The following is a 24,300-nucleotide window of genomic DNA, read 5'->3' as shown; positions in this document are numbered from 1 at the left end:
TTAGTTTTTAGGCTCAATCTGACATAATAACGGATGTCCTTTAGAACGAGCATAATGATTAACTTGATTTGCTTTGGTCTCTGCAATATCTCTTGGATAAACCCCAGCAATACCTTTTCCTTCATAATGTACAGTTAGCATTACTTCAGTAGCTTGGTCAAGATTCATTGCAAAATATTGTTGTAAAATTTCAATAACAAAGTCCATCGGCGTATAATCATCATTCAATAACACAACGACATATAACGGCGGACGTTTAAGTACTGGAGGTGCTGTTTGAGCCACAACATCCCCTTCGTGATCAGCCTCTGCGTCATGATCTTGGCCTAAGCGTACATCTAAGTGCCAATCAATATATCCTGATTGCACAAATGATTTTTTAACTTGATTTAAGCAAATGTGACGTTTTTGTACAGACATAAATTTTAAATACTTGAATTATTGAGCACGAGGCTCTACTTGTGGAATTTCCGAAAGAACTGTTGAAGGAACTTCAACACGCTCTCCTTTGGCCCAATTAAAACGTTTGGCAACAGGAGTTGCACCAGTAAGCCGTACTTCAATGTATTGCGGTGTAAAACCTTTTGGCATCGTCCAGCGTCCTGTTAGACGTTCAAAATCATCAAAATTAAATCGACTATTTTCCATTGGCACAACTAAGATTTCATTACCACGGATTAAATGCAATTCAACTTGACCCGATGCACTGCGATTATTTGGAGATACTTGAACTAAATCTAGTTGATATTCATACGCATTTTCAGGCAAAGGTTTAATTGATAAATTTTGTACGGTTAGACTTAAACCACCGCGCTGTTTTAAAATACTACGATATAAACTGGTCATGCCTTGCATCTGCACCTGATCAGCTTTAGCCTGTTGTAATTTTTTGAATAAATCATCTACATTTGCAATCGCAACATCACGCTCTTGTACTGATGAATTAATAATTTTATTTTGTACATCAAGCCGTTCTTTTTGTAATTTAACGACTTCCGCCAACTGTTCAGTATCTGCATCATAACCTGATGTCGATAAACCTTGACGATGTCCTACTGTATAACCAATTAAACCACTGCCCAATACCAATACCATAGCCCCAATCACAATCGGTATATTGGTACTTAAAAACGGTTTTTTTACATCTAGAGGTTGTGTATTGTCTGATTCAGTTTTGTTCATCATCATCTCATATCAAAATATTTATAACACACATTCAGCCCGTACTACTGATGCTAAATGTGTGCCAAGGAAATTATTATTTAGGGTAAAAGGCCAATGCCACTTAATCCCATATGTTCAGCAAAGCCAAACATGATATTCATATTCTGAATTGCTTGCCCTGCTGCCCCTTTTACTAAATTATCCTGTACGACTAAAATGACCAATTTTTTTGGACTTGGTTTATATAGTGCAATACGCAATTGGTTAGCACCACGGACACTACGTGTTTCTGGCGAACTTCCTGCCGGCATAACATCAACAAATTGTTCATTTTTATAAAATTGTTCATATAAACTTTGTAAATCTTGCTGACAGCCTTGATCCGTTAGATCGATATAAATGGTACTAAGCATACCACGAATCATAGGAACCAAATGCGGTACAAACAGAATATGATCAAACACACCTTTTTGACCCGAAATACTTTCTAAGGCCTCAACAATTTCAGGATGATGGCGATGGCCAGCCACTGAATAAGCTTTGAAATTATCCGCATTTTCACTATAAATCATCGCAAGGCTGGCTTTACGTCCAGCACCTGATACACCCGATTTTGCATCAATAATAATTGTTTCTGGTTTGACTAATGCTTCAAGTGATTGCAATACTGGTGCTAAACCCAACTGTACAGTGGTTGGATAACAGCCTGGATTTCCAACTACTCTAGCTTGCTTAATTTGTTCACGTTTGAGTTCAGATAGTCCATAGACTGATTGTGCTAAAATTTCAGGACAAGCATGCGCTAAACCATACCATTTTTCAAATTGCTGAAGATTCTTCAATCTGAAATCTGCTGCTAAATCAATAATTTTAGTATTTGCTGCCAACAATTCCTTTGCATACTTCATAGCAACACCATGTGGTGTTGCGAAAAACACCACATCACATTGTTTTAAAACATCAAGATCTAAATCTGAATATTCTAAATCGGTATGACCTCGTAAACTCGGGAACATATCATCGACACGACGGCCTGCTTCAGTACGCGACGTTAAAACAGTTACCTTTACATGGTCATGACTTAACAAAAGACGTAACAGCTCAACACCCGTATAACCCGTACCACCAACTATTCCGACAGAAATCACACGCATTACCTCAGTATTTTATAAATATCAATTTCTTGGCTATGCTATATAGTATGACAATATAAATCAGCTTTCTAAGCTTTTTTCATTGTTTTGTATCTTTTTTGGGCTGAAATCCTAATGTGAGTAAAAATCAATAATATGAATCTTATTTTTATGAAAATAACTTTGCTTATTATATGATATTTTTAGTATATATACCGCAGTATTTATCCTACTAAACTAAATGGCTTAGGCTAAATTTAAATCGCTTATCAACACGAATATATCGCGCTATTCAATCGCATCAAGCGATTTTAATCTCGCTTTATTTATCATTTAAATATCTTTATCTGAATACCACTGAAGGCAATAGAGTTCTTGATCTGGATGACTCGCTATCTTTTAAGCATAACAACGTCAATATTTTGATTTTATAATACTAGAAACTGATCATAATTTTGCTTTTGTTTCATGATTTTAAAGAAAAACTCTTATCCGAAATTCAGATTTTATATATTTGAATAACACCACAATTATTTATTTTTCGCTCCACCAATCAGGCAAATGATATTGCTTTAAATCATGATGATGTTGTTTATAGTCAAGATCATGACGTTGTACTTCTAACCAGAAATCAGTACCATGATTGAAATGCTTTGTATGTACCAACTCATGAATACATACATATTTTACAACATCTTGATCACATAATACCAAAGCACTATTGAGCATAATATCCTGTTTACGACTACAACTTCCCCAACGTGTTTTAACTTGACGAATTGTACATTGTTGAAACTTCAAGCCTATTTGTTGGCTTATATCTTGTAGATAGCGCGGTAAATGTATTTTGGCATAAGCAATCACAAACTGCTTTAAGGATAGAATCGGCTGTTGTTGGCGAATATATAAAATTTGCTCTCTCTCATGCCACTGAAATACTGCTTTTTGTGGTTGGTAAATAATGGTCATTGGCTGTTGCTGATTAAAAAGTCGCAAGTACTTTGGTAAATTGTGTTGCAGATCATGTCGTTTTTGTTGTTGTAATTGCCATGTGCTGATTAACCAATCTTCAGATTGTTGAATAAACTGCTGAATTTGTCTTTGACTGCAAAATTGCGGTGCCGTTAAATAAATCTGATCAATATCGATACGTAAACGTAAATGTTTAGCTCGTGAGTGACGGCGAATTTTTATATGTGGAAGATCCTTTAGCGTCATCGTTATGCTTTTATCTCCATCTCATGCACTTAAAACCATTGTGATTCTCAATACCGAAGCTTCATTTAAAATTTTTAACCCGATGTACTTTCATTTAACAGCGCATGATTCAATTGTCCATGAAGATAACCAGCACTTTATTTTTTGATATTTATACAGTCAAGCTAATAAGATATAAAATACACACTACAAAATTTTTTGATATACATTGCAGTGTTTTATACTCAGCACTAAAAATAATCAATTATCGTTTAAATTGCGACATAACAGCAAAATAATCATTGTCTTACAAAGTCCACATTTATGGACTTTGTAAGTGCAGCAAGATTATCATGATCTTAATCCGCAGTACGCTCCTCAATCCCCTGATTGGTTGCAACAATCGCAATATTTGCTCGATTTAAAGCAAAAATACCATTACAAACCACACCAGGAATATCATTGATGGTTTTTTCAACTTCAAGTGCATTGAGAATATTCAAGTTAAAAACATCTAGAATGACATTACCATTATCAGTGATAACACCTTCACGGTATACAGGATCACCACCTAAAGCGACCAATTTACGTGCCACTGCAGAGCGTGCCATTGGAATCACTTCAACAGGTAAAGGAAAATCACGTCCTAACTGTTCAACCCATTTAGAATCGTCAACAATACAAACAAATTTTTTGGCAATTGATGCTACAATTTTTTCACGTGTCAGTGCAGCACCGCCACCTTTAATCATATGAAGATGACGATCAATTTCATCTGCACCATCAACATAAGCATCTAAACCACCAACATGGTTCATATCCACAACTTCAATACCTAGTTTTTTAAGTCGTTGTGCAGTTGCTTCAGAACTTGCAACTGCAGCTTCTAACTGTAATTCAGGTAAAAGATCTATCAGAAAATTAACAGTACTCCCAGTTCCAACCCCCAAAATGCCACCTTTAGGCAAGTGTTTTAAAGCAGCCTGAGCTGCTGCTTGCTTTTTTTCATCTTGGGTTGCATATAGACTCATAGGATATCACTCAACTATTTTTTACATTTGCTTTAATTTTAAAACGCAAATGTGATCGGGTTTGTTACAATAAAAGACTATTTTAAACTGTTAGATGGAAAATTAACATGCTGTCTCGTTTGGTTCGACAAATATTACAAGCAACGGTATACGATGTTGCAATCGAAACTCCACTCGAAGCAGCGCCACGAATTAGTGAAAGGCTAAACAATAATATTCGCTTTAAACGTGAAGATTTACAACCTGTCTTTTCCTTCAAACTACGCGGTGCCTATAATCGTATTAGTCAATTACCGAAATCTCAGTTGGAACGTGGCGTTATTACTGCTTCAGCAGGTAACCATGCTCAAGGCGTGGCATTATCTGGTCAAAAGTTAGGTATTCGTGCCATTATCGTCATGCCTAAAACCACGCCAGACATTAAAGTTCAAGCGGTAAAGCGCTTAGGCGGTGAAGTGGTTTTACATGGTGATTCATTTGATGTCGCAAATAAATATGCCATTCAACGCGCTAGCACTGATGGTATGACATTTATTCCACCTTATGATGATGAGCTGGTCATGGCTGGGCAAGGCACAATTGCTAACGAAATTTTACGCCAGTGGCGTGATGTTGAATATGTTTTTGTTGCTGTTGGTGGTGGTGGTTTAATTGCTGGTGTAGCCGCTTATTTAGGCGATGTTGCGCCACATGTAAAAGTCATTCCTGTGGAATATGATGAATCTGCGTGCTTAAAAGCAGCACTAGAAACAGGTGAACGTGTCATTTTACCGTCAGTAGGCCTATTTGCAGATGGTACCGCTGTGGCACAAATTGGCGAAAAACCATTTGACGTCATTCGTTTACAAAAATCAGATGAATCAGGACCTATCGTTGAACCGCATGTTGTATTGGTTAACACCGATGAAATCTGTGCTGCGATTAAAGATACTTTTGATGAGTGTCGCAGTATTGTTGAACCTTCTGGCGCCATGGCATTGGCTGGAATTAAAAAATATGTAGCTGAGCATCATTTAGAAGGCAAAAATATTGTTTCCATCGTTTGTGGTGCGAATATGAATTTTGACCGTCTACGTTATATCGCTGAACGCACTGAACTGGGTGAACGTCGTGAAGCTATTTTTGCAGTGACTATTCCAGAAGAAAAAGGTTCTTTTCTACATTTTTGCCGTGTATTACAAGGCAGAAATATTACTGAGTTTAACTATCGTGCCAGTGAAGCCTCTTCTGCACAGGTATTTGTTGGTATTAGTTTAAAAGCTGGTGACAAAGAACGTGTAGATATTTACGAAGCACTGAAAGCACAGTTTGATGTTGACGACTTATCTGACGATGAAGTGGCGAAACTACATATTCGCTACTTAATTGGTGGTCATGCCGATATTCAAAATGAACGCCTATTCCGTGTTGAGTTTCCAGAGCGTCCAGGTGCCTTACTCACCTTCCTTGAACGCCTTGGACCTACGCACAATATCACCTTATTTCATTATCGTAATCATGGCGCTGCAGAAGGTCGCGTATTGGTAGGTCTAGAAGCGACTGATGCACAGCAAAATCCAGATGGGCTGATTGAAACACTTGAACAGATTAGCTATCCTTATAGTGAAATTACAGATAATTTAGGTTATCAACGTTTCTTAAAATAAACGTGTAATTCAAAATATAAAAAAACAGCCTATTTTAATATAGGCTGTTTTTTTATGCTGATATGATTGATTAAACCATTTGAGTGTGATGCAAGATCTAACATATGCTTTTATCATTGCGCAAATGAGCTGTCTATTGCAACAGGTCAAGTTTATTCAAAATATCAATTCAACAGATATTTTTCTGGTATTTATTTGATCATAAAACAGATCTTACCGTATTGATATGACCATTTACCTAAAGTGGTCAGATTCATATCAATCCATAACATTGATTTACTGAATCTATGTTAGTGTTGAATATCTTTAACATCACGATAAGATATAACTCAACATAATAAAATAATGTATGCAATTTAAAAAAGGGTGATAAATATATGGCTCAATTTGCTGTGATTGGTCTGGGCAGCTTTGGTGCAACTGTTGCGACAGAGTTGGTACGCTTAAAACATGAAGTACTTGGCATTGATGCTGAAAAAAAATATGTCGAAAATATTTCAGACCAAATTACCTATGCAGTGATTGCAGATGCAACCGACGAACATGTTTTAAATGAGCTTAATCTACGCAATTATGATGCTGTCATTGTTGCGATTGGTGAAAGTCTAGAAGCCAGCATTCTATGTGTACTGAATTTAAAAAACATGGGCGTTAAAAAAATATGGGTCAAAGCAAAGTCTAAAGCTCACCATATGATTTTAGCACACTTAGACGTCGATAAAATTATTCATCCTGAAGAAGATATGGGCATTCGTATTGCACAATCCCTTAGTTATCCAATGGTCAGTCGCTATATGTCTATTGGCGATAATCACTATATTGTTAAAGTTGAAATTAAAGAAAATCTCGTTGGAACACGCCTACATAGCATCATGGACCATGTACCAGAAGTAAAAACTATTTTACATAAAAGAGAGACTGAGCTTTTATTTACCATTGATCCCAACTTAGTCTTACAACAACATGATATTTTAGTGGTTGAAGGACAACTGGAATCATTACGTCGATTATCTAAATACTTTACTGCTGTAAATTGAAGCCATGATAAAGATGCGCAATACAGAAAACAATACGATTAATTTAAGCCCACCTACGCTGCTGGCTTTGGGTTTTTTAAGTTTTATTATTTTGGGGACGTTACTACTTAAACTTCCCTTTGCCCACTATGGGGAATTAAGCTGGCTAAATGCATTGTTTACCACCACATCGGCTGTGACGATTACTGGATTATCTGTCGTTAACATTGGAGAAACATATACCGTATTTGGCAAAATTATCATTATGTTATTACTGCAGTTTGGCGGTTTAGGATTTATGACTTTTGCCATATTGGCCGCGTTAAGTTTATCAGCCAAAATCGGCTTAAAACAACAAATGATGGCACAAGAAACGATTGGTCAAACCAGTCTGGCCAAAGTGTCGTTTACAATTAAAGGGGTACTACTTTATTCACTCTTCTTTGAAAGTATTGGTACCGTCATTCTCACTATTGCATGGATGGAAGATTACGATTTTTTAAAAGCATTCTTCTATGCCGCATTTTATAGCGTTTCAGCGTTTAATAATGGAGGGTTTTCTCTATTTCCCAATAGTCTTATGAGCTTTGCTGACAAGCACTTAATTACGTTTACCATTAGTATGATGTATATTATTGGGGGTACTGGATTTGTGGTGTTAATGGATATTAAACGCGCTAAACGCTGGCGTACGCTGTCTCCTAATAGTAAGTTGATTTTAAGTTCAATTGCGATTATTAATTTGATTGCATTTATTGCCATTTGGTCATTAGAAGCATTTAATCCTTTAACACTTGCACCCATGTCTCTCAGTGATCAAGCCATTAATGCTTGGTTTCATGCCACTGTTCCTCGTTCTTCTGGTTTTAATAGTCTGGAATTGTCTGATATGACCAATGCATCAGCACTGGTCACCATGCTACTGATGTTTATTGGTGGCGGCTCTTTAAGTACAGCAGGTGGTATTAAAGTTGGTACTTTTGTAATTGTCATTTTAAGTGTCATTACCTTTTTAAGACGCTCTGAAGAATTACATGTCTTTAATCATTCTGTACCAAGACTTACCACATTTAAAGCCTTAGCCGTTATTTTTATTACAGTCAGTTTAATTTTTATAGGTTTATTTAGCTTATTAATCTTAGAACCAAAACAAAGATTTCTAGACTTATTGTTTGAGGCTGTTTCTGCAGCCTGTACAGTGGGCTTATCACGTGGTATTACCGATCAACTTAGCCCTGGCAGTTTATGTATTTTAATGTTATTGATGTTTGCAGGCCGTTTAGGTCCGTTAACCTTAGCCTATCTGATTGCAACACCCAAAAAATCACGCATTAAATATCCTCAAGCTGATATTCAAATTGGTTAATCTTGATTTACTCATCTAGCAGAAAAATGCCAATCGATTCGATTGGCATTTTTATCATATTTAACTTAAAACCAGTTTAATAATGACATCCCTATACCCACATAGGTCGCACGATGATTATAATCAATTAAACTTTCACCATATCCATCAAACAGTTGAAAATGACCTCGCAATCGCTTCCCGATTGGAAAGGCCCAATCAAATTGAACTGCACCGTGGGACTGGCTACCACCTTTTAAACTGTGACGTAGCATCAATGAAAACTGATGTTCATGCCAACGATACAATGCTGTCAAATCACCGCGGCCCATATAATCTGTAATATCCGGATTATTATCATCTTTGGCCTTTTCAGGAATTCTGTACCATGGACGAATCATCAAGATAAAATTATCACGTTCTAAACCGATATTGAGCATAGCGCGATTCCAACTACGCGACCATGGATCTGACCGGCCATTTGACTGATGATTAAAGCTAAGTCCTAATAGACGTGCATTTAAACCCAATATCTCATAATTGGTTCTAAACATTAAACTGGCTTCAGGCTCATAATTGGTCTCACGAAATGGTCGTGATTCATCAGAATTATAAACTTGCCAATGTGAGGATTGTGTATAGCCCAACCAAAGGTCACCATTGTCACCAAAAATATTTTCCAGTGCTTTGGTTTTAAATGAAATTTGAAATTTAGATTCCATAGAGTCTAAATTTTGTTTTTCATCTGTAGAGACGCGATTAACTGGATTGGCACTCGTGGGCTGTTCATTTTTCTTTGAGGTCCAAAAGAGTGGCAATAAATAAATAGGTTGATAAGCACGTAAGTTCCACGTCCCTAATTTACTCTCAGGACTCAGTTCCCAACGTTGATCCAGCCAAGATGTATTGGTGCTTAAAGGTGCGCCAGCGGTTGGAATTAATGTTTCCGCTGTATCTTTTACTTTAGCCGTCCAGCTACGCTCTGCTTCTGGACTCAACTCTCTCGCTGCTTGACGTTCCGAAACAAAGTTTAGGGTTGCTGCTGTATCCGGTTTAAATAATTGATCATAGCAATTTAAACGATCAACATTAGATTCTAAATAAGCACATGCTTGTGGTGTTGAAGGTTGTACTGAAACTGTAAAATCTTCTGCATATGTTTTTGCAACAGACAAAGCACTGAGCATGATAATGCTCAGTGACAATGTTGTGCGTTCAAAAAAATGAAACGCCATATTTTTTCCTATTGATTAGCCATTTTAATGAACCTGTTGAATATTAAAACCTAAAGCCAATAATTCATCACGTTTTGTGACAGGTGCCACGACTGCTTTAACTGGCTGCTGCTGACGTAAATACTGCTGAGTAACACGTTTTAAATCATCCAGAGTCACATTTAATAAGCGTTCACGGAGTTGACTTCTAAATGCTGGTGTACGTGCATGCAAATAAGAATAACATGCTGTGATTGCCTCACCTGCTGGAGAACCTGGTTTATCCATACTAGCGATTAAACCTAAAATTGCTTCTTCAAGCTGGTAGGGTTGCTGCTGTGCAGACAATAACCATTCAATACTGGCATCAAAATCATAGAAAGTCTCTGTTAAGCGTGGATCACGATAACTATAGAATCTAAATGAACATGCATTACCGTCATAACTGGCACCACCACCATATGCTCCGCCTTTTTCACGAATAGCACTGTGTAAAAAACCATTACGTAAATATGCTGCAAGTACCATTAACGCTGCTGCATCTGGATGTGACACTTCGACAGCAGCATATGCAGAAGAACAAAATTGTACATTGGCTTGAATCAACCATGCTTCATCTCCAGCAGTGTTTGCAAAAGCGACTGGAGTGAGTGCATTCTGGGTATCTGGAATCGCTAATTTATCCCAAACAACTTGAATTTCATCAACCAAACGATCAGCTTGATGCTCTTCACACACCAATAAAAATTGTTTTGGTGCTTTTAATAACTGTTCATGAATCGATTTTAACTCAGTAATCAAATGTTCATAGGCCGTTTCATCTTGCTCAATATTCGTCACTAAATCATTCAGCCAATTTAATGCACCCAATCCAGTACTATGGTAATCACGTAATGCTAAGGCACTATGATGACGACTGGCAATTTGCATGGCATAGCTATGCCCTGAGCCTGATATACGTGATGCCCAACGTGTTTTCCGCTGCTGTAATAGCTCAATAATACGATCTTTCTCATCAAACCTTAGTTGCTCAAAGGCTACTTTTAACAATTGAATTGCATCAAGGTGATGAACCAAGGATTTAGTGGTTAAAGTTAACCAAGCACTGATTTGTGCTTTATCATCCACTTTAGAACGTACAGACGCCCCCATACCGAGGCCACCACTTACAGCTGTTTGTAATTGTTGCAGTTCAAGATAGTTATATGAACCTGCACCCACTTCACCTAGCAGAATAGATAATAAATTAAAATAAGGTGATTTGATGATTTCATCAGGAATTTTAATCAGTACTTGTTGATAATAAATTCCATTGGTTCCTGCAAAATACAAATTTAAAGGTGTATCCACATGATTGCAAAGAATTTCTCTTAATTGACCTTGGACAATCTGTAGCGTAGGTGGCACGTCTTCCAGACCCACTTTAGGTAATAAAGTTAAATCATCAGGGGTATCTTGACGTAATTTCAATGCTTCTGTTTGTGCACGAATGGCTGCTTTATCCGCATCTGTGAGTTGCTGAGCCAGTAACGCTAAACGATCTTTTTCTGCAGCGGCATCTTGTGCAGATTTAGTCGCATCGGGTTGCAAAGTCATTTGTACACGATGTGGATTATCAATCAAGTAGGTTTGAATTAACCGAGATAACCACATTGGATCTTTTAATTCTTCTTTCACTTGCGCAATGGCTGAATCAACATCCCAAACATGGACTGGATCAGCATGATGAATTGCACTGCTTAGGCCACTCATAATTAGGCTTAAACCATATGGCATGCCATCGCCATTAATTTCACGTTGATGTAGCTCAATTTGATGTAAAATTGCATTGATTAAGGTAGGATCAATTGGGTTTTCAGCAACCTGCTGTAAAACCTTAAAGACGCCTTCCTTAAATTGCTGTGCATATTGTGGATTTGATCCTTGAATACCACAATAGAATGTCATTTCAAAATTAGAATCATCCACCCCCATAATTGGGCCAGTAGATTGTGCATAACCACAAGTTTCTAAGTAATGACGTAACGGTGATGCTGAATCCTCTAATAAAACACCCTCAACCAAACGCATACCTAAGCGTAGTTTGATATCACTTGCCTGTGGCAATAACCAGGCCAAAATATGATAGGTTTTGTTATTAAGATCTTCTGAGTCAACAGCATAGGTTTCAGATACTTCAATCGGTGCAGTTAAACGACGCTCAGGTTTGGAATACAGTGTTTGACCTTGTTTAAATTTATGCAAAGCCAATGCTTCAAATTGTTCATGTAATTGATAAACGGACTGATTACCAAAGGTCATAAAGACCGCATTACTCGGATGATAATGTGATTGATAAAATTGTAGTAACTCATCATAGCTTAAATCAGGAATGTCTTTAGGATCGCCACCAGAATTATAATGATAAGTGGTTTCAGGGAATAGATGATAAGCCAATTGATGATAAAGCTGATCGGTCGGTGAGCTCATTGCTCCCTTCATTTCATTAAATACCACCCCTTTATATACAGGTTGATCATTTTCAAGCTCAACACGAATGCCTTCCTGTGCAAAATCTAAAGGATTTAAATTTGCTGCAAATGCAGCATCTAAATAGACTGAGAGTAAATTTTGAAAATCCTTTTTATTTTGTGTTGCAAAGGGATATGCTGTCCAATCTGCTGCTGTGAATGCATTCATAAACGTATTCAGTGAGCGACGAATCATTAAGAAAAAAGGATCACGGACAGGAAATTTTTCAGAACCACATAATACTGTGTGTTCTAAAATATGTGCTTCTCCTTTCGAGTCCATCGGTTGAGTACGAAATGCAACCAAGAAGACATGTTCATCGTGATTGGTTGCTAAATGATAATGAACGGCACCAGTTTGTTTATGTTGATATTCTTCGACTAAAATATCTAAGGCTTCAACATGGTGTTGACGTACCAACTGAAACGCTGGATGAACAATTTGAGAAGTGGTTTCAGCGACATCTACAGTCATGTCATCTCCTAAATCAATATTAATATAATATGGGCAATTATACCTTAAAAATAAGGTAAAAATGATACAGTCTCTATATTCCTTGTATTTCAATCAGGATTTTCAAGCCAAGGCGATGATCAATATCATTTTGTTACTTGGATTCAATAACAGCTGTGTGCTATCAAAATCAATCAGACGAAAAATTCTAGGTCAAATATTTAAAATAATTATAATTAGGATGATGGTCCACATAGACATAATTCATTTTTTGATAAAAATGCACTGCAGAAGTCGTCGATGTATATAAACATAAGGCTGAAAAGTGTTCGCGTGCTTTTTGTTCTAGATACTGTAATACTTGTTTACCAACCCCTGTCTTACGATATTCAGGCAATACATAAAAACGTCTCACCCGCCCAATACGATTTTCAATCTGCTGATCATTCCACTGTAAATTTAATCCACCACAAGCAATTAACTTTTGCTCATGATAAGCCATCAACAAATATTCTCCTGATAAACTAAAACGGTTTTTTCCACTCTGGTATTCATCTATCAATGTATCAATCAGTGTTAATCCTTCATGTTGTGCAGCTTGAGCAAGATCCTTAATATCTGCGGGCAATTGATTGACTTCTTTAATTTCTATATTCATTGATAATTCTCAATTTTCATCTACTCACTATGCTCACCATATAAAATCAAGAAAGTTGAATTTTATTGATTAATCTACTGAAATCATGAGCATTCGTGTACACTTACATTTATTTTTCAATGTGATTCAAAAAACATGGCAACTGTTGATCTTTTTGCAATCGGTAATGCATTAATTGACCAAGAATTCAGTGTATCTGATGACTTTTTAACTCAACAAAACCTACAAAAAGGAACCATGCAGCTCGCCGATGGTGAAGCACAAAGTCACTTATACAACAACTTACTCAAAACTCAAAACTATAAAGGTCAAGCATCTGGCGGTTCGGCTGCAAATACGACATTTGCCTTCAGCGCTTTAGGTGGTCGTGCATTTTATGCATGTCGTGTCGGTGATGATGATTTAGGTAAAGTCTATCTAGACGGTCTCAATCAAGCCAATATTGAAACATCTACACAATCTGTGAGCCAAGGTGTTACAGGTACATGTATGGTACTGATCAGTCAGGATTCTGAACGAACCATGCATACTTATCTCGGTATTACAGCAGAATTAAGTGCAGCTCAAATTGACTTTGAGCCATTAAAAACAGCCAAATGGTTATATATTGAAGGATATTTATCTACCAGTGATAGTGCACGTCTAGCTGTCAAACAAGCACGTCAAATTGCACGAGAGAATCAAGTTAAAATCGCATTAACACTGTCTGATCCAGCCATGGTACAGTATGCACGTCAAGGTTTAAATGAATTAATTGATGATGGTGTAGATCTCATCTTCTGTAATCAGCAAGAAGCTTTAATGTATACCGAAACGCAAGATTTAGAGGCAGCACTAACCCAACTCAAATTACTAAGTCAATACATTGTCATTACATTAAGTGAAGATGGTGCACTGGTTTCTACACCAGAAGAAACATTTAAAATTGCCGGACGTAAAATCGTCCCAGTCGATGCCAATGGTGCTGGCGATGCTTTTGCTGGTGCATTTCTATATAGTCTAAATGCAGGTTATTCATGTCAAAAAGCAACTGAATTAGCCATCCTGATTTCAAGTGAAGTGGTTGCACAATTTGGCCCTCGCCTAAGCACTACGGTATACCGCCAATTATTAGAAAAATTAGAACAGGAATCAGTATAATGTTTAAATTGTGTAATACTGAAGATATTCCAGAACGTGAAGCACGTTCATTTGAAACCCCCGATGATGATATTATCTTTATCACTCAACGTGATGGACAATTTTTTGCTTATCAAAATATCTGTCCCCATTTACAAGTTGAATTGGAGTTTCTAGAAAATCAATTTTTAGATCGAGAACAAGAATATATTGAATGTTCTACACATGGCGCACTATTTTTAGTCGAAACTGGCGAGTGTATTTCTGGACCTTGCCAAGGTCAGTCTCTTGAAAAAGTCGCGATTGAAGTACACTCTGATGGTGGAATCTACCTTGTAGAATAAGGATATCAGGATATCAGGATATACCATGCACACTTTTCTATTTGACCCTAACCTCATTCCTTTTCACATGAGTTTAATTATTTTAGTGATAGTGAGCATGGTAGAGACCTTAGGCTATTATCTCAATATTAAAACCAGCTATTACTTAAAAAGCTGTTTCCCACGCTATGTACTTCGTTCAAAGCTGATTGATATCAGATTTAGTAAAATTCTCATCTTGATATTTTTATTGCTAAACTTTAGTGTGGCTGGATATATTTTAGAGTGGGTTGCTTTTGCAAAGTTTCATATATTCGTGCCATTTTACTATATCATTATCCCTGCGATTATCATTTCAATATTTTTTACTGTATTTATGATTCACTGTTTAGATCAAGTGATCAAACCTCGATTTGACAAAAAAAATATTAATCTGATTGGCTGTTTAGCGACTGTTTCTAGCGGCAATGCTCGTCCAGGTTTTTCTGCTCAAGCCCGTGTTAGAGATCAATACGGACAATTACATTATATTCAGGTCGAACCTGAATTTGGTGAGTTAGAATTACAAGCTCAAATTTTACTAATTAAACAACATAAATCTTATTATATTGCTAAACGTATTTCACGATCTAATCATATCTTAAATCATCACAATTAATACCGATCAGGTTTTTATGATCGGCAGACCTGCCCCAAAATGCAAGCAATGATCTCTAGTGATGATTACACGACCAGAGCAGATGCATAGTGCTTACATCCTAAACACAACTGTAATCACAGCTGCCCAAATCAACCGCTCCGATTTATATTTAAAATGATGGGTTACGTCTTTTTGAATTTTATCCATATCAATTGACCTTAAATAATTTCACTATTACGCTACATCATCATTCATAAAAATTCTGATCTATTTTTTTACCACATTATTAATTTTTAATTAACGAATTAAACCGCTATAAAACCATAAACTTCATCATAAAATATATGCTTGCATTTTTCTGTTTATTTTATATACAAATCAGCAAAAGCTTTAACAATACTTCACATATATTTAATTCAACACAAATCATATTATTTATATAATAGTTGGAAATTAAATATAAGGAATAAAATAACCCCTGTAATAAATAATTATCATAATCATTTTACTTACATTTTATTTATCTATTTAAGTGTGTAATAAAAACACATAAACCGAGTATTTTACTCTGTTTTATAATATTAATTACAAGTATTTTAGTCAACTTTATAATCGATTATTTTAGAATATTTTTCAAGCTATTGGATTTTTTAACATATTGTTTTTTATGGTTTTTTATTATTTAGTTACATTTATACTATGTAGTCTATTTATTTCTTATTGTAAATTATTAATAATATAAATATATTCCAATAATGGCTTATAAATATGAGCTCAAAATCTAAAGATTTTAACAAAAGGATTGTTCGGGAAATAACGGCTATTTTAATTATTAAAGTCATTATTTTACTCATCATAAAAAACATTTGGTTCGATGCCCCGACTATTCCTAAGAACTTTGACAATCAGGTTGCCGAGCGTATTGCTGGTAACTCTTCCGTAACCAAGGAGACACGTTGATGATTTCTGAAAGCGTGGTCGATCTATCGCGGTTCCAGTTTGCAATGACTGCGATGTATCACTTTATTTTTGTGCCACTGACTTTAGGTCTAGCCTTTATTCTTGCCATCATGGAAACCACTTATGTTGTTTCTGGTAAAGAAATTTATAAAGATATGACTAAATTCTGGGGAAAACTCTTCGGGATTAACTTTGCTCTTGGTGTAACAACTGGTTTAACCATGGAATTCCAGTTCGGTACCAACTGGGCTTATTATTCACACTACGTCGGCGATATTTTTGGTGCTCCATTAGCAATTGAAGGCCTCATGGCATTCTTCTTGGAATCGACCTTTATTGGGTTATTCTTTTTTGGATGGGATAGACTTTCCAAAGTTCAACATCTATGTGTGACATGGTTAGTGGCCATTGGCTCTAATATGTCAGCGTTATGGATTTTGATTGCGAATGGCTGGATGCAAAACCCAGTCGGCTCTGCATTTAACTACGAAACCATGCGTATGGAACTGGTAGATTTTGGTGCTTTACTGTTTAACCCTGTTGCTCAGGTTAAATTTGTTCATACCGTTTCTGCTGGTTATGTAACAGGTGCTATTTTTGTACTTGCGATTTCGAGTTATTATTTACTTAAAAAGCGTGACTTACCCTTTGCACGTCGTTCATTTGCAATTGCCGCTATTTTTGGTTTGGCATCGACACTTTCCGTGATTTTATTAGGTGATGAATCTGGATATGAAGTCGGTGACGTTCAAAAGTCAAAACTTGCAGCAATTGAAGCAGAATGGGAAACACAGCCACCACCTGCTGCAATTACACTGATTGGTATTCCAAACAACGATACCATGACGACAGATTACGCAATTAAAATCCCTTATGTCCTTGGAATCATTGCAACACGTTCCCTCGATACGCCTATTTTAGGGGTAAAAGACCTCATTAAATTACATGAACAACGTATTCGTAATGGTATGGTTTCATATGGTCAACTTGAAAAATTACGTGCAGGTGATCAGTCTCCTGAACTTAAAGCAGCATTTGCTGAATCCCAAAAAGATTTAGGTTATGGCTTGTTGCTTAAAAAATACACAACCAATGTTGTAGATGCAAACGAACAACAAATTAAAGCTGCTGCACGAGACAGTATTCCAAACGTAACGGCATTATTCTTATCATTCCGCGTTATGGTGGCTTGTGGCTTCTTAATGCTTCTACTCTTTATTCTTGCTGCGTTCGCTGTCGCTAAACGCAATGCAGAAAATAAACCATGGTTATTAAAATTCGCATTATTTTCACTACCATTACCTTGGTTTGCAGCACAAACAGGTTGGTATGTTGCAGAAGGTGGCCGTCAACCTTGGACGATTGGTGAAGTGCTTCCAACTTACCTTTCAGCATCAAGCTTAAGCGAGGCAGATGTCATTGGTTCAATTACTGCATTGGCATTATTTTACACAGTACTATTAATCATTGAACTTTACTTAATGATTAAATTCTCTCGTCTTGGCCCAAGTTCACTTCATACTGGTAAATATCATTTTGAAAAACTTGAAGCTGCTAAAAAGGCAAATGAGGAGTCTCAAGTATGATCGAATATGAATTGCTCAAAATCATCTGGTGGGTTTTAGTCGGTGTTTTACTGATTGGATTTGCGCTAACAGACGGTTTCGATATGGGCTCAATGGCATTAATGCCATTTGTTGGAAAAACAGATGAAGAACGCCGTGCGGCAATTAATACCATTGCACCGCACTGGGATGGTAACCAAGTCTGGTTTATTACTGCAGGTGGTGCACTATTTGCAGCTTGGCCGATGGTCTACGCCACAGCCTTTTCAGGTATGTACTGGGCATTGTTATTGGTATTATTTGCCTTGTTTTTACGTCCTGTCGGCTTTGACTATCGTTCCAAACTTGAAAACAAAAAATGGCGTAATTCATGGGATTGGGGACTAGCGATTGGTGGTGCAGTGCCAGCATTAGTCTTTGGTGTTGCATTTGGTAATATGCTACTGGGTGTGCCATTTTATCTAGATGATACTTTGCGCTCTTTCTATACCGGATACTTCTATCAACTGCTTAATCCATTTGCTCTTATTTGTGGTGTAGTGAGTCTTTCCATGCTCTGCGCACACGGTGGTGCTTGGTTAATGCTACGTACTGATGGTGACCTACAAAAACGTGCTGCTAAAGCTGCTCAACTCATGGGTGGAGTATTTTTAGTCTGCTTCTTGATTATTGGTGCTTGGTTATATTTTGGTAATATCCAAGGCTATACTTTACAACAACCTTATAATACCAATGGTGTTGCCAATCCATTAATCAAAGAAGTGATTACTAATGCCAATCCTGGTTGGATGAATAACTATAGTTTATATCCAATTACCATGATTGCACCGATTATGGCAATCCTTGGCTCACTGATTGTGATTGGCTCTGCAGGTAAAATTAAAGCAGGATTAACATTCTTAGGCTCTACCCTTGCAATTGTAGGTGCAATTTTAACTGCTGGTTTTGCGTTATTTCCATTCCTTATGCCATCAAGCACAGATCCAGTTTCAAGCTTGACTATGTGGGATGCAGTATCTAGCCAAATGACTTTAACTGTAATGACCATTGCAGCGTGTATTTTTGTTCCACTTATTTTGCTTTATACATCTTGGTGTTACTATAAGATGTGGGGTGTTGTGGATAAAAAATACATTAAAGAGAATTCGCATAGCCTTTACTAAGGCTCAAGCTATGGAGAACAGATTATGTGGTATTTTGCATGGATTCTCGGTATTTTGATGGCGTGTTTTGCAGGTGTACTCAGTGCACTGTATATGGAAAGCCATCAAGATCTTGATGAGGAATAATAAAATGACAGACATCACGATGAAATCAGATTCAATAGAAAAAAAGCCGAATAAATTAGTCATGATCATCTCATGCATATTGGCGTTTCCATTAGCTGCTGTATTGTTAGTCCACCCATCTGCAATGTTAGATGACAATGGTGGCTATAGTCACGGTGCCATGATGCTGATCATGGTAGGAATCTCTGGAGGATTTATTCATGGTGTTGGCTTTCAACCAAGATTTTGGCTTTGGAAATGGCTTTTCAGTCCATGGCTTGCATGGCCACTGATGCTCTGGGGTTACTATATCTGGTTTTTTGCCTAAGTCATTTTATCGAAAAGAGCACAAATATTGTGCTCTTTTTTATTGTATGATTAAACTTTTAAATCAGCAACTTGAGGCGGTCATAATTGAACATTAACAGATTGTTAATGCCAACGATTCATGCGCTTAAATGTTCCTACATCATTAAAACGTACACCAACTTCTTTCATCACCTGGTGTGCTATTTTACTGGTCATATGTCGAATATAAAAAGGCTCTTTAACCACAAAATGATGAATTGCATGTGTCGCACCAAAATTACAGCAAAATAACTGCAACGGCGTTAACCACCATACCGTTAGAACTTGAGTTTGTTTAATCACATCTCTTGAATCAATATCACCATAATAGTGCATATTGGAACTAATAAACTGCAAACTAAATGAACGAATAAAATTTGGAATTAGCCAAATTACAGCTAGAAAATTAATCCACGGGATTGCCTGTAACAATATGCTGGACCATGCAATATGCAATCCAAATAGCGCAGCCACCATATTACCGACATGATAAATTACAAAAATATAGCATAGACCATAATAAATAAAACCCAGTGGGAAAAAACCGATTAATTGTAAAATTAATGCAACTTTACGCTCTTTTTCTGGCTGCTTTTCAAGAAATAAAGTGATCATTTTAAACATTTGTAATGGACGTAAATAAATAGTCATGAGTTGATCACTCATCACTAAAATACGCTTTATTCCCCAAGACATACCATTACCAATACCACGCTCTTCTAAATCATGAATTGAACCAGAATATTTATGATGATTAAGATGTAATCGTCTACGTGCCCAAGGATGAATCGTATTGGGTCGTGCCAGCCAGACTAAAGCCAACATTAAATGATGTGCCCATGGCGTTTTTTTAAAATACATATAATGAATTAAATCATGCTCCAACTCATGGGTTAATGAAGCAAAAAATGCCACTAACGGAATACAGAGCCACGCAGAGATGTGCTGATAGGCATACGCATAACTGGCGGTAATTATCCCTATCCATGCCAAGATTAAAATACTTGCCCCGATTAAATTTTGTCGTTGTAAAATTGGATAGCGCTGACGTAAATCATCTCCAGCTTTACTCACCACAGCACGAACTTTTAACACTTTCTGTTGATTGATCATGTCTGAAGAAAGAGCCATATAAAAACCCTAAATTAATGAACAACTGTACATTAAAGTAAATTCATTAAAAATAAATAATATTTTTTATGATAATTTATTGTTTGCATATCTTTTATGCATTTCTAATCAATGATGATTTTATGGAAGCGTTAGTCATAAACAACATATTCGTCATGACAAATTACGAGATGATATGATCATGATTTTCAATATGGTCTATATTCAGGATTATAGCGACCATGTAGTTATATCAAGATTTCTCAGTATTTTCGATACGATTGAAACCTGATTAGTCGTTAAAATTTAATCGAAAATGACTTAGATTGGTCAAATAGAGCGTCTATTCAAATCATAAAAATATATGATGAAATAAAGCATATTATGTTATTCCTTTATTTCATCATCAATACAATAAAATTTAAATCCAAGTTAATAATTGAGGATTTTGTGCTTTCAGAAAATAATGCTCATTTAATGTCAGTAAATAAGGCGCATTATCGAGCACTTTTAATGTGGTTAAACTGGTATTGGCTACAGCCCATGTTAATTCAAATGTCTTCTCTATACTTAAATCCAACATTTTTCCTGCCAGTAAGGAAATTACACCACCTGAAGTATAGACCAGCACTGAATCAGGTTTATTGGTACTAATTTCTTGACATAAATATTGTAAAGCTGTTTCAACACGATGCTTAAACTGCAACCAAGTTTCATCATAGTCATGATCATATTCACCAGATACCCAACGTTGTACTGCTTTTTCAAATAGATTCCCTAAATATTTAAAGGGATCTTGTTGTTGTGATATCACCTGTTTTAATACCTGTGGATCAGCAAAGCGAGCATCATATCGTGCAAAAACTTGCTGATGATTAAACTCATTCCATGCACTATTGGTATACACTTGAGCATTCGGGAAACATTCTTGTAATGAAATATAAGCCGTTTGCTGATGCCGCTGCATTGAACCAGCCACAATATGCGGTTTTTCATTGATTAAAATTTTATCTAAATATTGACCTAATATTTTTGCTTGTTGTTCACCCTTATGTGATAGTTTGTCATAACAGGCTTCACCAAATGAGGCTTGACCATGCCGAATGAAATAAATTGTTGTCATTTACGTATTAACTCGTTGAACTTAGAATATATTTTGGTGCTGTATAATTATTTTCAAGCGTATATAAAGCAATCAACTTCAGTATAGCAAGATGTAAAACAGATATGCTTACCCAAAGCGATTTAAATATTGGATGCTTACCATATTTATGATCATTACCATCATAAATGCGCTCGGCCATTACAGTCTAACTAACAAAACATACCATAGACTTTATAAAATACCCAGTTTTTAGACTTTAATTCTATTTTTCAACAAATAATCAACCATTTCAACTATATTAATATCATTTTTATAGAGCGAATATCGATACTTGTGCTTAAACAGCATGGGGGCTGATGATTCTATTAAATAGACTAAAACGATAGCTAAATCTATCCGTGGATGGGCTTGCCCTCTCACGTGCCAATCCGCTACAGTCAAATTCTACGTTGATGATTTAGTATTTAATTTTATATGCAACATCTGAATCATGATTGACTTGGGAAATAGTTGGAAATTTATTGCGATACCCGCATAATATAATCTAAGTTTTCAATCTAATATTCTGGTTTAAATGAGCTATAAACATAACAACCTGATGGCAATGCGACAACGCTACTGGGAAGATATACGTTCTCCTGAGGTCAAACACGAAAAACAGTTGTTACAGTATTTACTGAATGACTTAAATATCTATGCAAATCCATCACTTGATGATGCTAAATATTTATTTTTTAGCCTGCCAAGTATCATTATCATCAAAGGCTATGCCATGGGATTTCGCCATCAATTAGTTCAAGATATGATTTTACAATTTATTCAGCATAATCGTGTTATTTTGCAGCAAAAAGGTATAATTAAAACGCAATATCGAATGAAATAATTGTCATACTTAGGCTATTTTATTAAATTAAAGCAAAGTTGTTTAAGCTTTCAGCAACTTAAACTTTTTTAATACGTTCAGACACTGTAATATTCATTATAATTATTACTCTTCTTTCAATGGCTCTTAATTTAAGGACGTTGTCTTTATGTCGGATCAGCACGATAAGCTCAAACAACTTAAAACTTCGTCTATAGATCGACGCTTATCTATCGCCAAAGCTTCATTTCTTGCCGGAACACGTTGGGCTGCATCAAGTGCCTCAACGCTTTTTGCCAATGAAGAAGACAAAGAAAAAAAACGTAAACAGGCAATGAAAGAACAAGCAGATTATTTAGTTACAGAAATTGGTAAACTCAAAGGCTCAATCGTTAAAATTGGCCAAATGATGGCACTCTATGGAGAGCATTTTCTACCTGAAGAAATTACCCAAGCTCTCAATACTTTAAATAATCAGACCATAGCGCTTGATTGGCCAATTATAGAACAACAATTGCGTATGCAATTAGGCTCAAAACTTAATGATTTGATTATTGATCATGAGCCTTTAGGAACCGCATCATTAGCACAGGTTCATCGGGCAACACGTAAATCTGATGGTTTAAGTATCGTATTAAAAGTTCAATATCCTGGTGTTGCAGATGCCATCGATTCAGATATGAATCTATTTAAAAATATGCTTAAACTCACCCGTTTGGTGCCGCAAACACGTGAATTCGACCAATGGTTCGATGAAGTACGTGAAATGATGCATCGTGAAGTAAATTATAAAATTGAAGCCGATACCACCCGACGTTTTGCACAACGTCTTGCCGAAGACCCTAGATACATTGTTCCTCAAATTATCGAGGATTATTGTACAAATCAAGTACTCTGTATGACCTATGAGGCTGGCGTGCCAATTAATAGTCCCGTACTGTTATCTCTGCCGCAACATCGACGTAATCAACTTGGGGAAGCCTCTTTAGAAATTGCTGTACGCGAAATTTTTGAATGGGGTGAAATGCAAACCGATCCGAATTTTGGCAATTATTTGGTGCGTTTAGCTGAGCATGAAAGCGGTCATGATCAAATCGTACTACTGGACTTTGGGGCTATTCGTCAATTTGATCAAAAACTACTTGGTGTTGCACGTCATTTAATTGAAGCAGGTTATGATCACAGCCTTGATCAAATGGTCTACGCCATGACTGATTATGACTTCTTTAATAACATCCCTCAAAGTATTAAGCCGGATATGGCAAAAGTATTTTTAATTGCAACGGAAGCATTTAGTAGCTTACTCAACAATCCGGATCTTCCTGAAGGTGTCATGGATGAAGAGAATCGTTACGATTGGAAAAAAAGTCAGTTACATAACCGAGTGATGCAACAAGCATCAAAATCAATGGCCTCACGCTATTTTACGATTCCACCAAAAGAGTTTATGTTTATTAGTCGTAAATTTATTGGCGCTTATACCTTCATGACCGTGATTGATGCCAAAACCAATGTACGACGTATGCTTGACAAATATCATTCATAGTCATTTTAATCACCATCAATGATGTCTGTATAGACATCATAAGGTGAATAAGAAATTCAACTCATTTGAAATAAAATTAATAGTAA

23 protein-coding genes are annotated in these 24,300 nt (G+C 36.4%); 13 read left to right on the top strand and 10 right to left on the bottom strand.

Annotated features, from left to right (window positions below):
• The 5 genes from clpS to rpiA form a co-directional block, all read right to left on the bottom strand.
• Complete coding sequence (gene clpS, locus QSG86_RS11715; protein ID WP_317031656.1) at window positions 1-420, bottom strand: ATP-dependent Clp protease adapter ClpS; 420 nt, start codon at window positions 418-420, stop codon at window positions 1-3.
• An 18-nt stretch (window positions 421-438) separates the two neighbouring features.
• The gene (locus tag QSG86_RS11710; RefSeq protein ID WP_317032568.1) at window positions 439-1,185 is read right to left on the bottom strand and encodes a DUF6776 family protein; all 747 of its coding nucleotides are present in this window, start codon (window positions 1,183-1,185) and stop codon (window positions 439-441) included.
• 77 nt (window positions 1,186-1,262) lie between these two features.
• Window positions 1,263-2,318: an N-acetyl-gamma-glutamyl-phosphate reductase gene (argC, locus tag QSG86_RS11705; protein ID WP_317031655.1), complete on the bottom strand. Its 1,056-nt coding sequence runs from the start codon at window positions 2,316-2,318 to the stop codon at window positions 1,263-1,265.
• Window positions 2,319-2,831: 513 nt separating this feature from the next.
• Complete coding sequence (locus tag QSG86_RS11700; protein ID WP_317031654.1) at window positions 2,832-3,515, bottom strand: YgjP-like metallopeptidase domain-containing protein; 684 nt, start codon at window positions 3,513-3,515, stop codon at window positions 2,832-2,834.
• A gap of 338 nt (window positions 3,516-3,853) precedes the next feature.
• Window positions 3,854-4,525: a ribose-5-phosphate isomerase RpiA gene (rpiA, locus tag QSG86_RS11695; protein WP_317031653.1), complete on the bottom strand. Its 672-nt coding sequence runs from the start codon at window positions 4,523-4,525 to the stop codon at window positions 3,854-3,856.
• A 107-nt stretch (window positions 4,526-4,632) separates the two neighbouring features.
• Between rpiA and ilvA the strand changes: the two genes are divergently transcribed.
• The 3 genes from ilvA (at window position 4,633) to QSG86_RS11680 (ending at window position 8,553) form a co-directional block, all read left to right on the top strand.
• Window positions 4,633-6,171, top strand: coding sequence for a threonine ammonia-lyase, biosynthetic (ilvA, locus tag QSG86_RS11690; RefSeq protein WP_317031652.1), 1,539 nt, complete (start codon window positions 4,633-4,635; stop codon window positions 6,169-6,171).
• Window positions 6,172-6,548: 377 nt separating this feature from the next.
• Window positions 6,549-7,208 carry a TrkA family potassium uptake protein gene (locus QSG86_RS11685; RefSeq protein ID WP_317031651.1) on the top strand — a complete coding sequence of 220 codons (660 nt, stop codon included), beginning with the start codon at window positions 6,549-6,551 and terminating at the stop codon, window positions 7,206-7,208.
• 4 nt (window positions 7,209-7,212) lie between these two features.
• Window positions 7,213-8,553: a TrkH family potassium uptake protein gene (locus tag QSG86_RS11680; RefSeq protein WP_410487467.1), complete on the top strand. Its 1,341-nt coding sequence runs from the start codon at window positions 7,213-7,215 to the stop codon at window positions 8,551-8,553.
• 65 nt (window positions 8,554-8,618) lie between these two features.
• Here the strand turns inward: QSG86_RS11680 and QSG86_RS11675 are convergent, their stop codons facing one another.
• From QSG86_RS11675 to QSG86_RS11665, 3 genes are all read right to left on the bottom strand, one after another.
• Entirely contained in the window at window positions 8,619-9,767 is a 1,149-nt protein-coding gene (locus tag QSG86_RS11675) for a phospholipase A (protein ID WP_317031649.1), read from the bottom strand.
• A gap of 24 nt (window positions 9,768-9,791) precedes the next feature.
• Window positions 9,792-12,731 carry an insulinase family protein gene (locus QSG86_RS11670; RefSeq protein ID WP_317031648.1) on the bottom strand — a complete coding sequence of 980 codons (2,940 nt, stop codon included), beginning with the start codon at window positions 12,729-12,731 and terminating at the stop codon, window positions 9,792-9,794.
• 187 nt (window positions 12,732-12,918) lie between these two features.
• Window positions 12,919-13,368, bottom strand: a complete 450-nt coding sequence (locus QSG86_RS11665; protein ID WP_317031647.1) for a GNAT family N-acetyltransferase — start codon at window positions 13,366-13,368, stop codon at window positions 12,919-12,921.
• Window positions 13,369-13,503: 135 nt separating this feature from the next.
• Between QSG86_RS11665 and QSG86_RS11660 the strand changes: the two genes are divergently transcribed.
• The 8 genes from QSG86_RS11660 to QSG86_RS11625 all read left to right on the top strand — a co-directional run bounded on the left by QSG86_RS11660 (window position 13,504) and on the right by QSG86_RS11625 (window position 19,571).
• Window positions 13,504-14,508, top strand: coding sequence for an adenosine kinase (locus tag QSG86_RS11660; RefSeq protein ID WP_317031646.1), 1,005 nt, complete (start codon window positions 13,504-13,506; stop codon window positions 14,506-14,508).
• Window positions 14,508-14,831 (top strand): Rieske (2Fe-2S) protein, encoded by a 324-nt coding sequence (locus tag QSG86_RS11655; protein WP_317031645.1) that lies wholly within the window; start codon window positions 14,508-14,510, stop codon window positions 14,829-14,831. The genes QSG86_RS11660 and QSG86_RS11655 overlap by 1 nt, the downstream gene beginning before the upstream one ends.
• Before the next feature lie 25 nt (window positions 14,832-14,856).
• A complete protein-coding gene (locus QSG86_RS11650) occupies window positions 14,857-15,468 on the top strand; it encodes an OB-fold-containig protein (RefSeq protein WP_317031644.1) in 612 nt (203 codons plus the stop codon).
• A gap of 750 nt (window positions 15,469-16,218) precedes the next feature.
• A complete protein-coding gene (gene cydP, locus QSG86_RS11645) occupies window positions 16,219-16,410 on the top strand; it encodes a cytochrome oxidase putative small subunit CydP (RefSeq protein WP_317031643.1) in 192 nt (63 codons plus the stop codon).
• Window positions 16,410-17,996 carry a cytochrome ubiquinol oxidase subunit I gene (locus QSG86_RS11640; RefSeq protein ID WP_317031642.1) on the top strand — a complete coding sequence of 529 codons (1,587 nt, stop codon included), beginning with the start codon at window positions 16,410-16,412 and terminating at the stop codon, window positions 17,994-17,996. Before cydP ends, QSG86_RS11640 begins: the two co-directional genes overlap by 1 nt.
• Window positions 17,993-19,138: a cytochrome d ubiquinol oxidase subunit II gene (gene cydB, locus QSG86_RS11635; protein WP_317031641.1), complete on the top strand. Its 1,146-nt coding sequence runs from the start codon at window positions 17,993-17,995 to the stop codon at window positions 19,136-19,138. The genes QSG86_RS11640 and cydB overlap by 4 nt, the downstream gene beginning before the upstream one ends.
• 24 nt (window positions 19,139-19,162) lie before the next feature.
• Window positions 19,163-19,264, top strand: coding sequence for a cytochrome bd-I oxidase subunit CydX (cydX, locus tag QSG86_RS11630; RefSeq protein WP_317031640.1), 102 nt, complete (start codon window positions 19,163-19,165; stop codon window positions 19,262-19,264).
• Window positions 19,265-19,283: 19 nt separating this feature from the next.
• The gene (locus QSG86_RS11625; RefSeq protein WP_410487494.1) at window positions 19,284-19,571 is read left to right on the top strand and encodes a cyd operon YbgE family protein; all 288 of its coding nucleotides are present in this window, start codon (window positions 19,284-19,286) and stop codon (window positions 19,569-19,571) included.
• 104 nt (window positions 19,572-19,675) lie between these two features.
• Here QSG86_RS11625 and QSG86_RS11620 read toward each other — a convergent pair whose 3' ends face one another.
• Both QSG86_RS11620 and QSG86_RS11615 read right to left on the bottom strand, forming a co-directional pair.
• Window positions 19,676-20,722 (bottom strand): fatty acid desaturase, encoded by a 1,047-nt coding sequence (locus tag QSG86_RS11620; RefSeq protein WP_317031638.1) that lies wholly within the window; start codon window positions 20,720-20,722, stop codon window positions 19,676-19,678.
• A gap of 400 nt (window positions 20,723-21,122) precedes the next feature.
• The gene (locus QSG86_RS11615; protein ID WP_317031637.1) at window positions 21,123-21,824 is read right to left on the bottom strand and encodes a histidine phosphatase family protein; all 702 of its coding nucleotides are present in this window, start codon (window positions 21,822-21,824) and stop codon (window positions 21,123-21,125) included.
• 556 nt (window positions 21,825-22,380) lie between these two features.
• Between QSG86_RS11615 and QSG86_RS11610 the strand changes: the two genes are divergently transcribed.
• Both QSG86_RS11610 and QSG86_RS11605 read left to right on the top strand, forming a co-directional pair.
• Complete coding sequence (locus QSG86_RS11610) at window positions 22,381-22,689, top strand: hypothetical protein (RefSeq protein ID WP_317031636.1); 309 nt, start codon at window positions 22,381-22,383, stop codon at window positions 22,687-22,689.
• 148 nt (window positions 22,690-22,837) lie between these two features.
• Window positions 22,838-24,214, top strand: coding sequence for an AarF/ABC1/UbiB kinase family protein (locus QSG86_RS11605; RefSeq protein WP_317031635.1), 1,377 nt, complete (start codon window positions 22,838-22,840; stop codon window positions 24,212-24,214).
• Window positions 24,215-24,300: the final 86 nt, after the last annotated feature.

It is taken from the genome of Acinetobacter sp. SAAs474 (genome assembly GCF_032823475.1).
Classification (GTDB): domain Bacteria; phylum Pseudomonadota; class Gammaproteobacteria; order Pseudomonadales; family Moraxellaceae; genus Acinetobacter.
The sequence above is the reverse complement of the archived record's forward strand: the minus strand, read 5'-3'. Positions and strand labels throughout refer to the sequence as shown.

Coding starts and splice junctions, on each gene's coding strand:
- clpS (WP_317031656.1), bottom strand. CDS start 420: ATGTCTGTACAAAAACGTCACATTTGCTTAAATCAAGTTAAAAAATCA.
- QSG86_RS11710 (WP_317032568.1), bottom strand. CDS start 1,185: ATGATGAACAAAACTGAATCAGACAATACACAACCTCTAGATGTAAAA.
- argC (WP_317031655.1), bottom strand. CDS start 2,318: ATGCGTGTGATTTCTGTCGGAATAGTTGGTGGTACGGGTTATACGGGT.
- QSG86_RS11700 (WP_317031654.1), bottom strand. CDS start 3,515: ATGACGCTAAAGGATCTTCCACATATAAAAATTCGCCGTCACTCACGA.
- rpiA (WP_317031653.1), bottom strand. CDS start 4,525: ATGAGTCTATATGCAACCCAAGATGAAAAAAAGCAAGCAGCAGCTCAG.
- ilvA (WP_317031652.1), top strand. CDS start 4,633: ATGCTGTCTCGTTTGGTTCGACAAATATTACAAGCAACGGTATACGAT.
- QSG86_RS11685 (WP_317031651.1), top strand. CDS start 6,549: ATGGCTCAATTTGCTGTGATTGGTCTGGGCAGCTTTGGTGCAACTGTT.
- QSG86_RS11680 (WP_410487467.1), top strand. CDS start 7,213: ATGATAAAGATGCGCAATACAGAAAACAATACGATTAATTTAAGCCCA.
- QSG86_RS11675 (WP_317031649.1), bottom strand. CDS start 9,767: ATGGCGTTTCATTTTTTTGAACGCACAACATTGTCACTGAGCATTATC.
- QSG86_RS11670 (WP_317031648.1), bottom strand. CDS start 12,731: ATGACTGTAGATGTCGCTGAAACCACTTCTCAAATTGTTCATCCAGCG.
- QSG86_RS11665 (WP_317031647.1), bottom strand. CDS start 13,368: ATGAATATAGAAATTAAAGAAGTCAATCAATTGCCCGCAGATATTAAG.
- QSG86_RS11660 (WP_317031646.1), top strand. CDS start 13,504: ATGGCAACTGTTGATCTTTTTGCAATCGGTAATGCATTAATTGACCAA.
- QSG86_RS11655 (WP_317031645.1), top strand. CDS start 14,508: ATGTTTAAATTGTGTAATACTGAAGATATTCCAGAACGTGAAGCACGT.
- QSG86_RS11650 (WP_317031644.1), top strand. CDS start 14,857: ATGCACACTTTTCTATTTGACCCTAACCTCATTCCTTTTCACATGAGT.
- cydP (WP_317031643.1), top strand. CDS start 16,219: ATGAGCTCAAAATCTAAAGATTTTAACAAAAGGATTGTTCGGGAAATA.
- QSG86_RS11640 (WP_317031642.1), top strand. CDS start 16,410: ATGATTTCTGAAAGCGTGGTCGATCTATCGCGGTTCCAGTTTGCAATG.
- cydB (WP_317031641.1), top strand. CDS start 17,993: ATGATCGAATATGAATTGCTCAAAATCATCTGGTGGGTTTTAGTCGGT.
- cydX (WP_317031640.1), top strand. CDS start 19,163: ATGTGGTATTTTGCATGGATTCTCGGTATTTTGATGGCGTGTTTTGCA.
- QSG86_RS11625 (WP_410487494.1), top strand. CDS start 19,284: ATGAAATCAGATTCAATAGAAAAAAAGCCGAATAAATTAGTCATGATC.
- QSG86_RS11620 (WP_317031638.1), bottom strand. CDS start 20,722: ATGGCTCTTTCTTCAGACATGATCAATCAACAGAAAGTGTTAAAAGTT.
- QSG86_RS11615 (WP_317031637.1), bottom strand. CDS start 21,824: ATGACAACAATTTATTTCATTCGGCATGGTCAAGCCTCATTTGGTGAA.
- QSG86_RS11610 (WP_317031636.1), top strand. CDS start 22,381: ATGAGCTATAAACATAACAACCTGATGGCAATGCGACAACGCTACTGG.
- QSG86_RS11605 (WP_317031635.1), top strand. CDS start 22,838: ATGTCGGATCAGCACGATAAGCTCAAACAACTTAAAACTTCGTCTATA.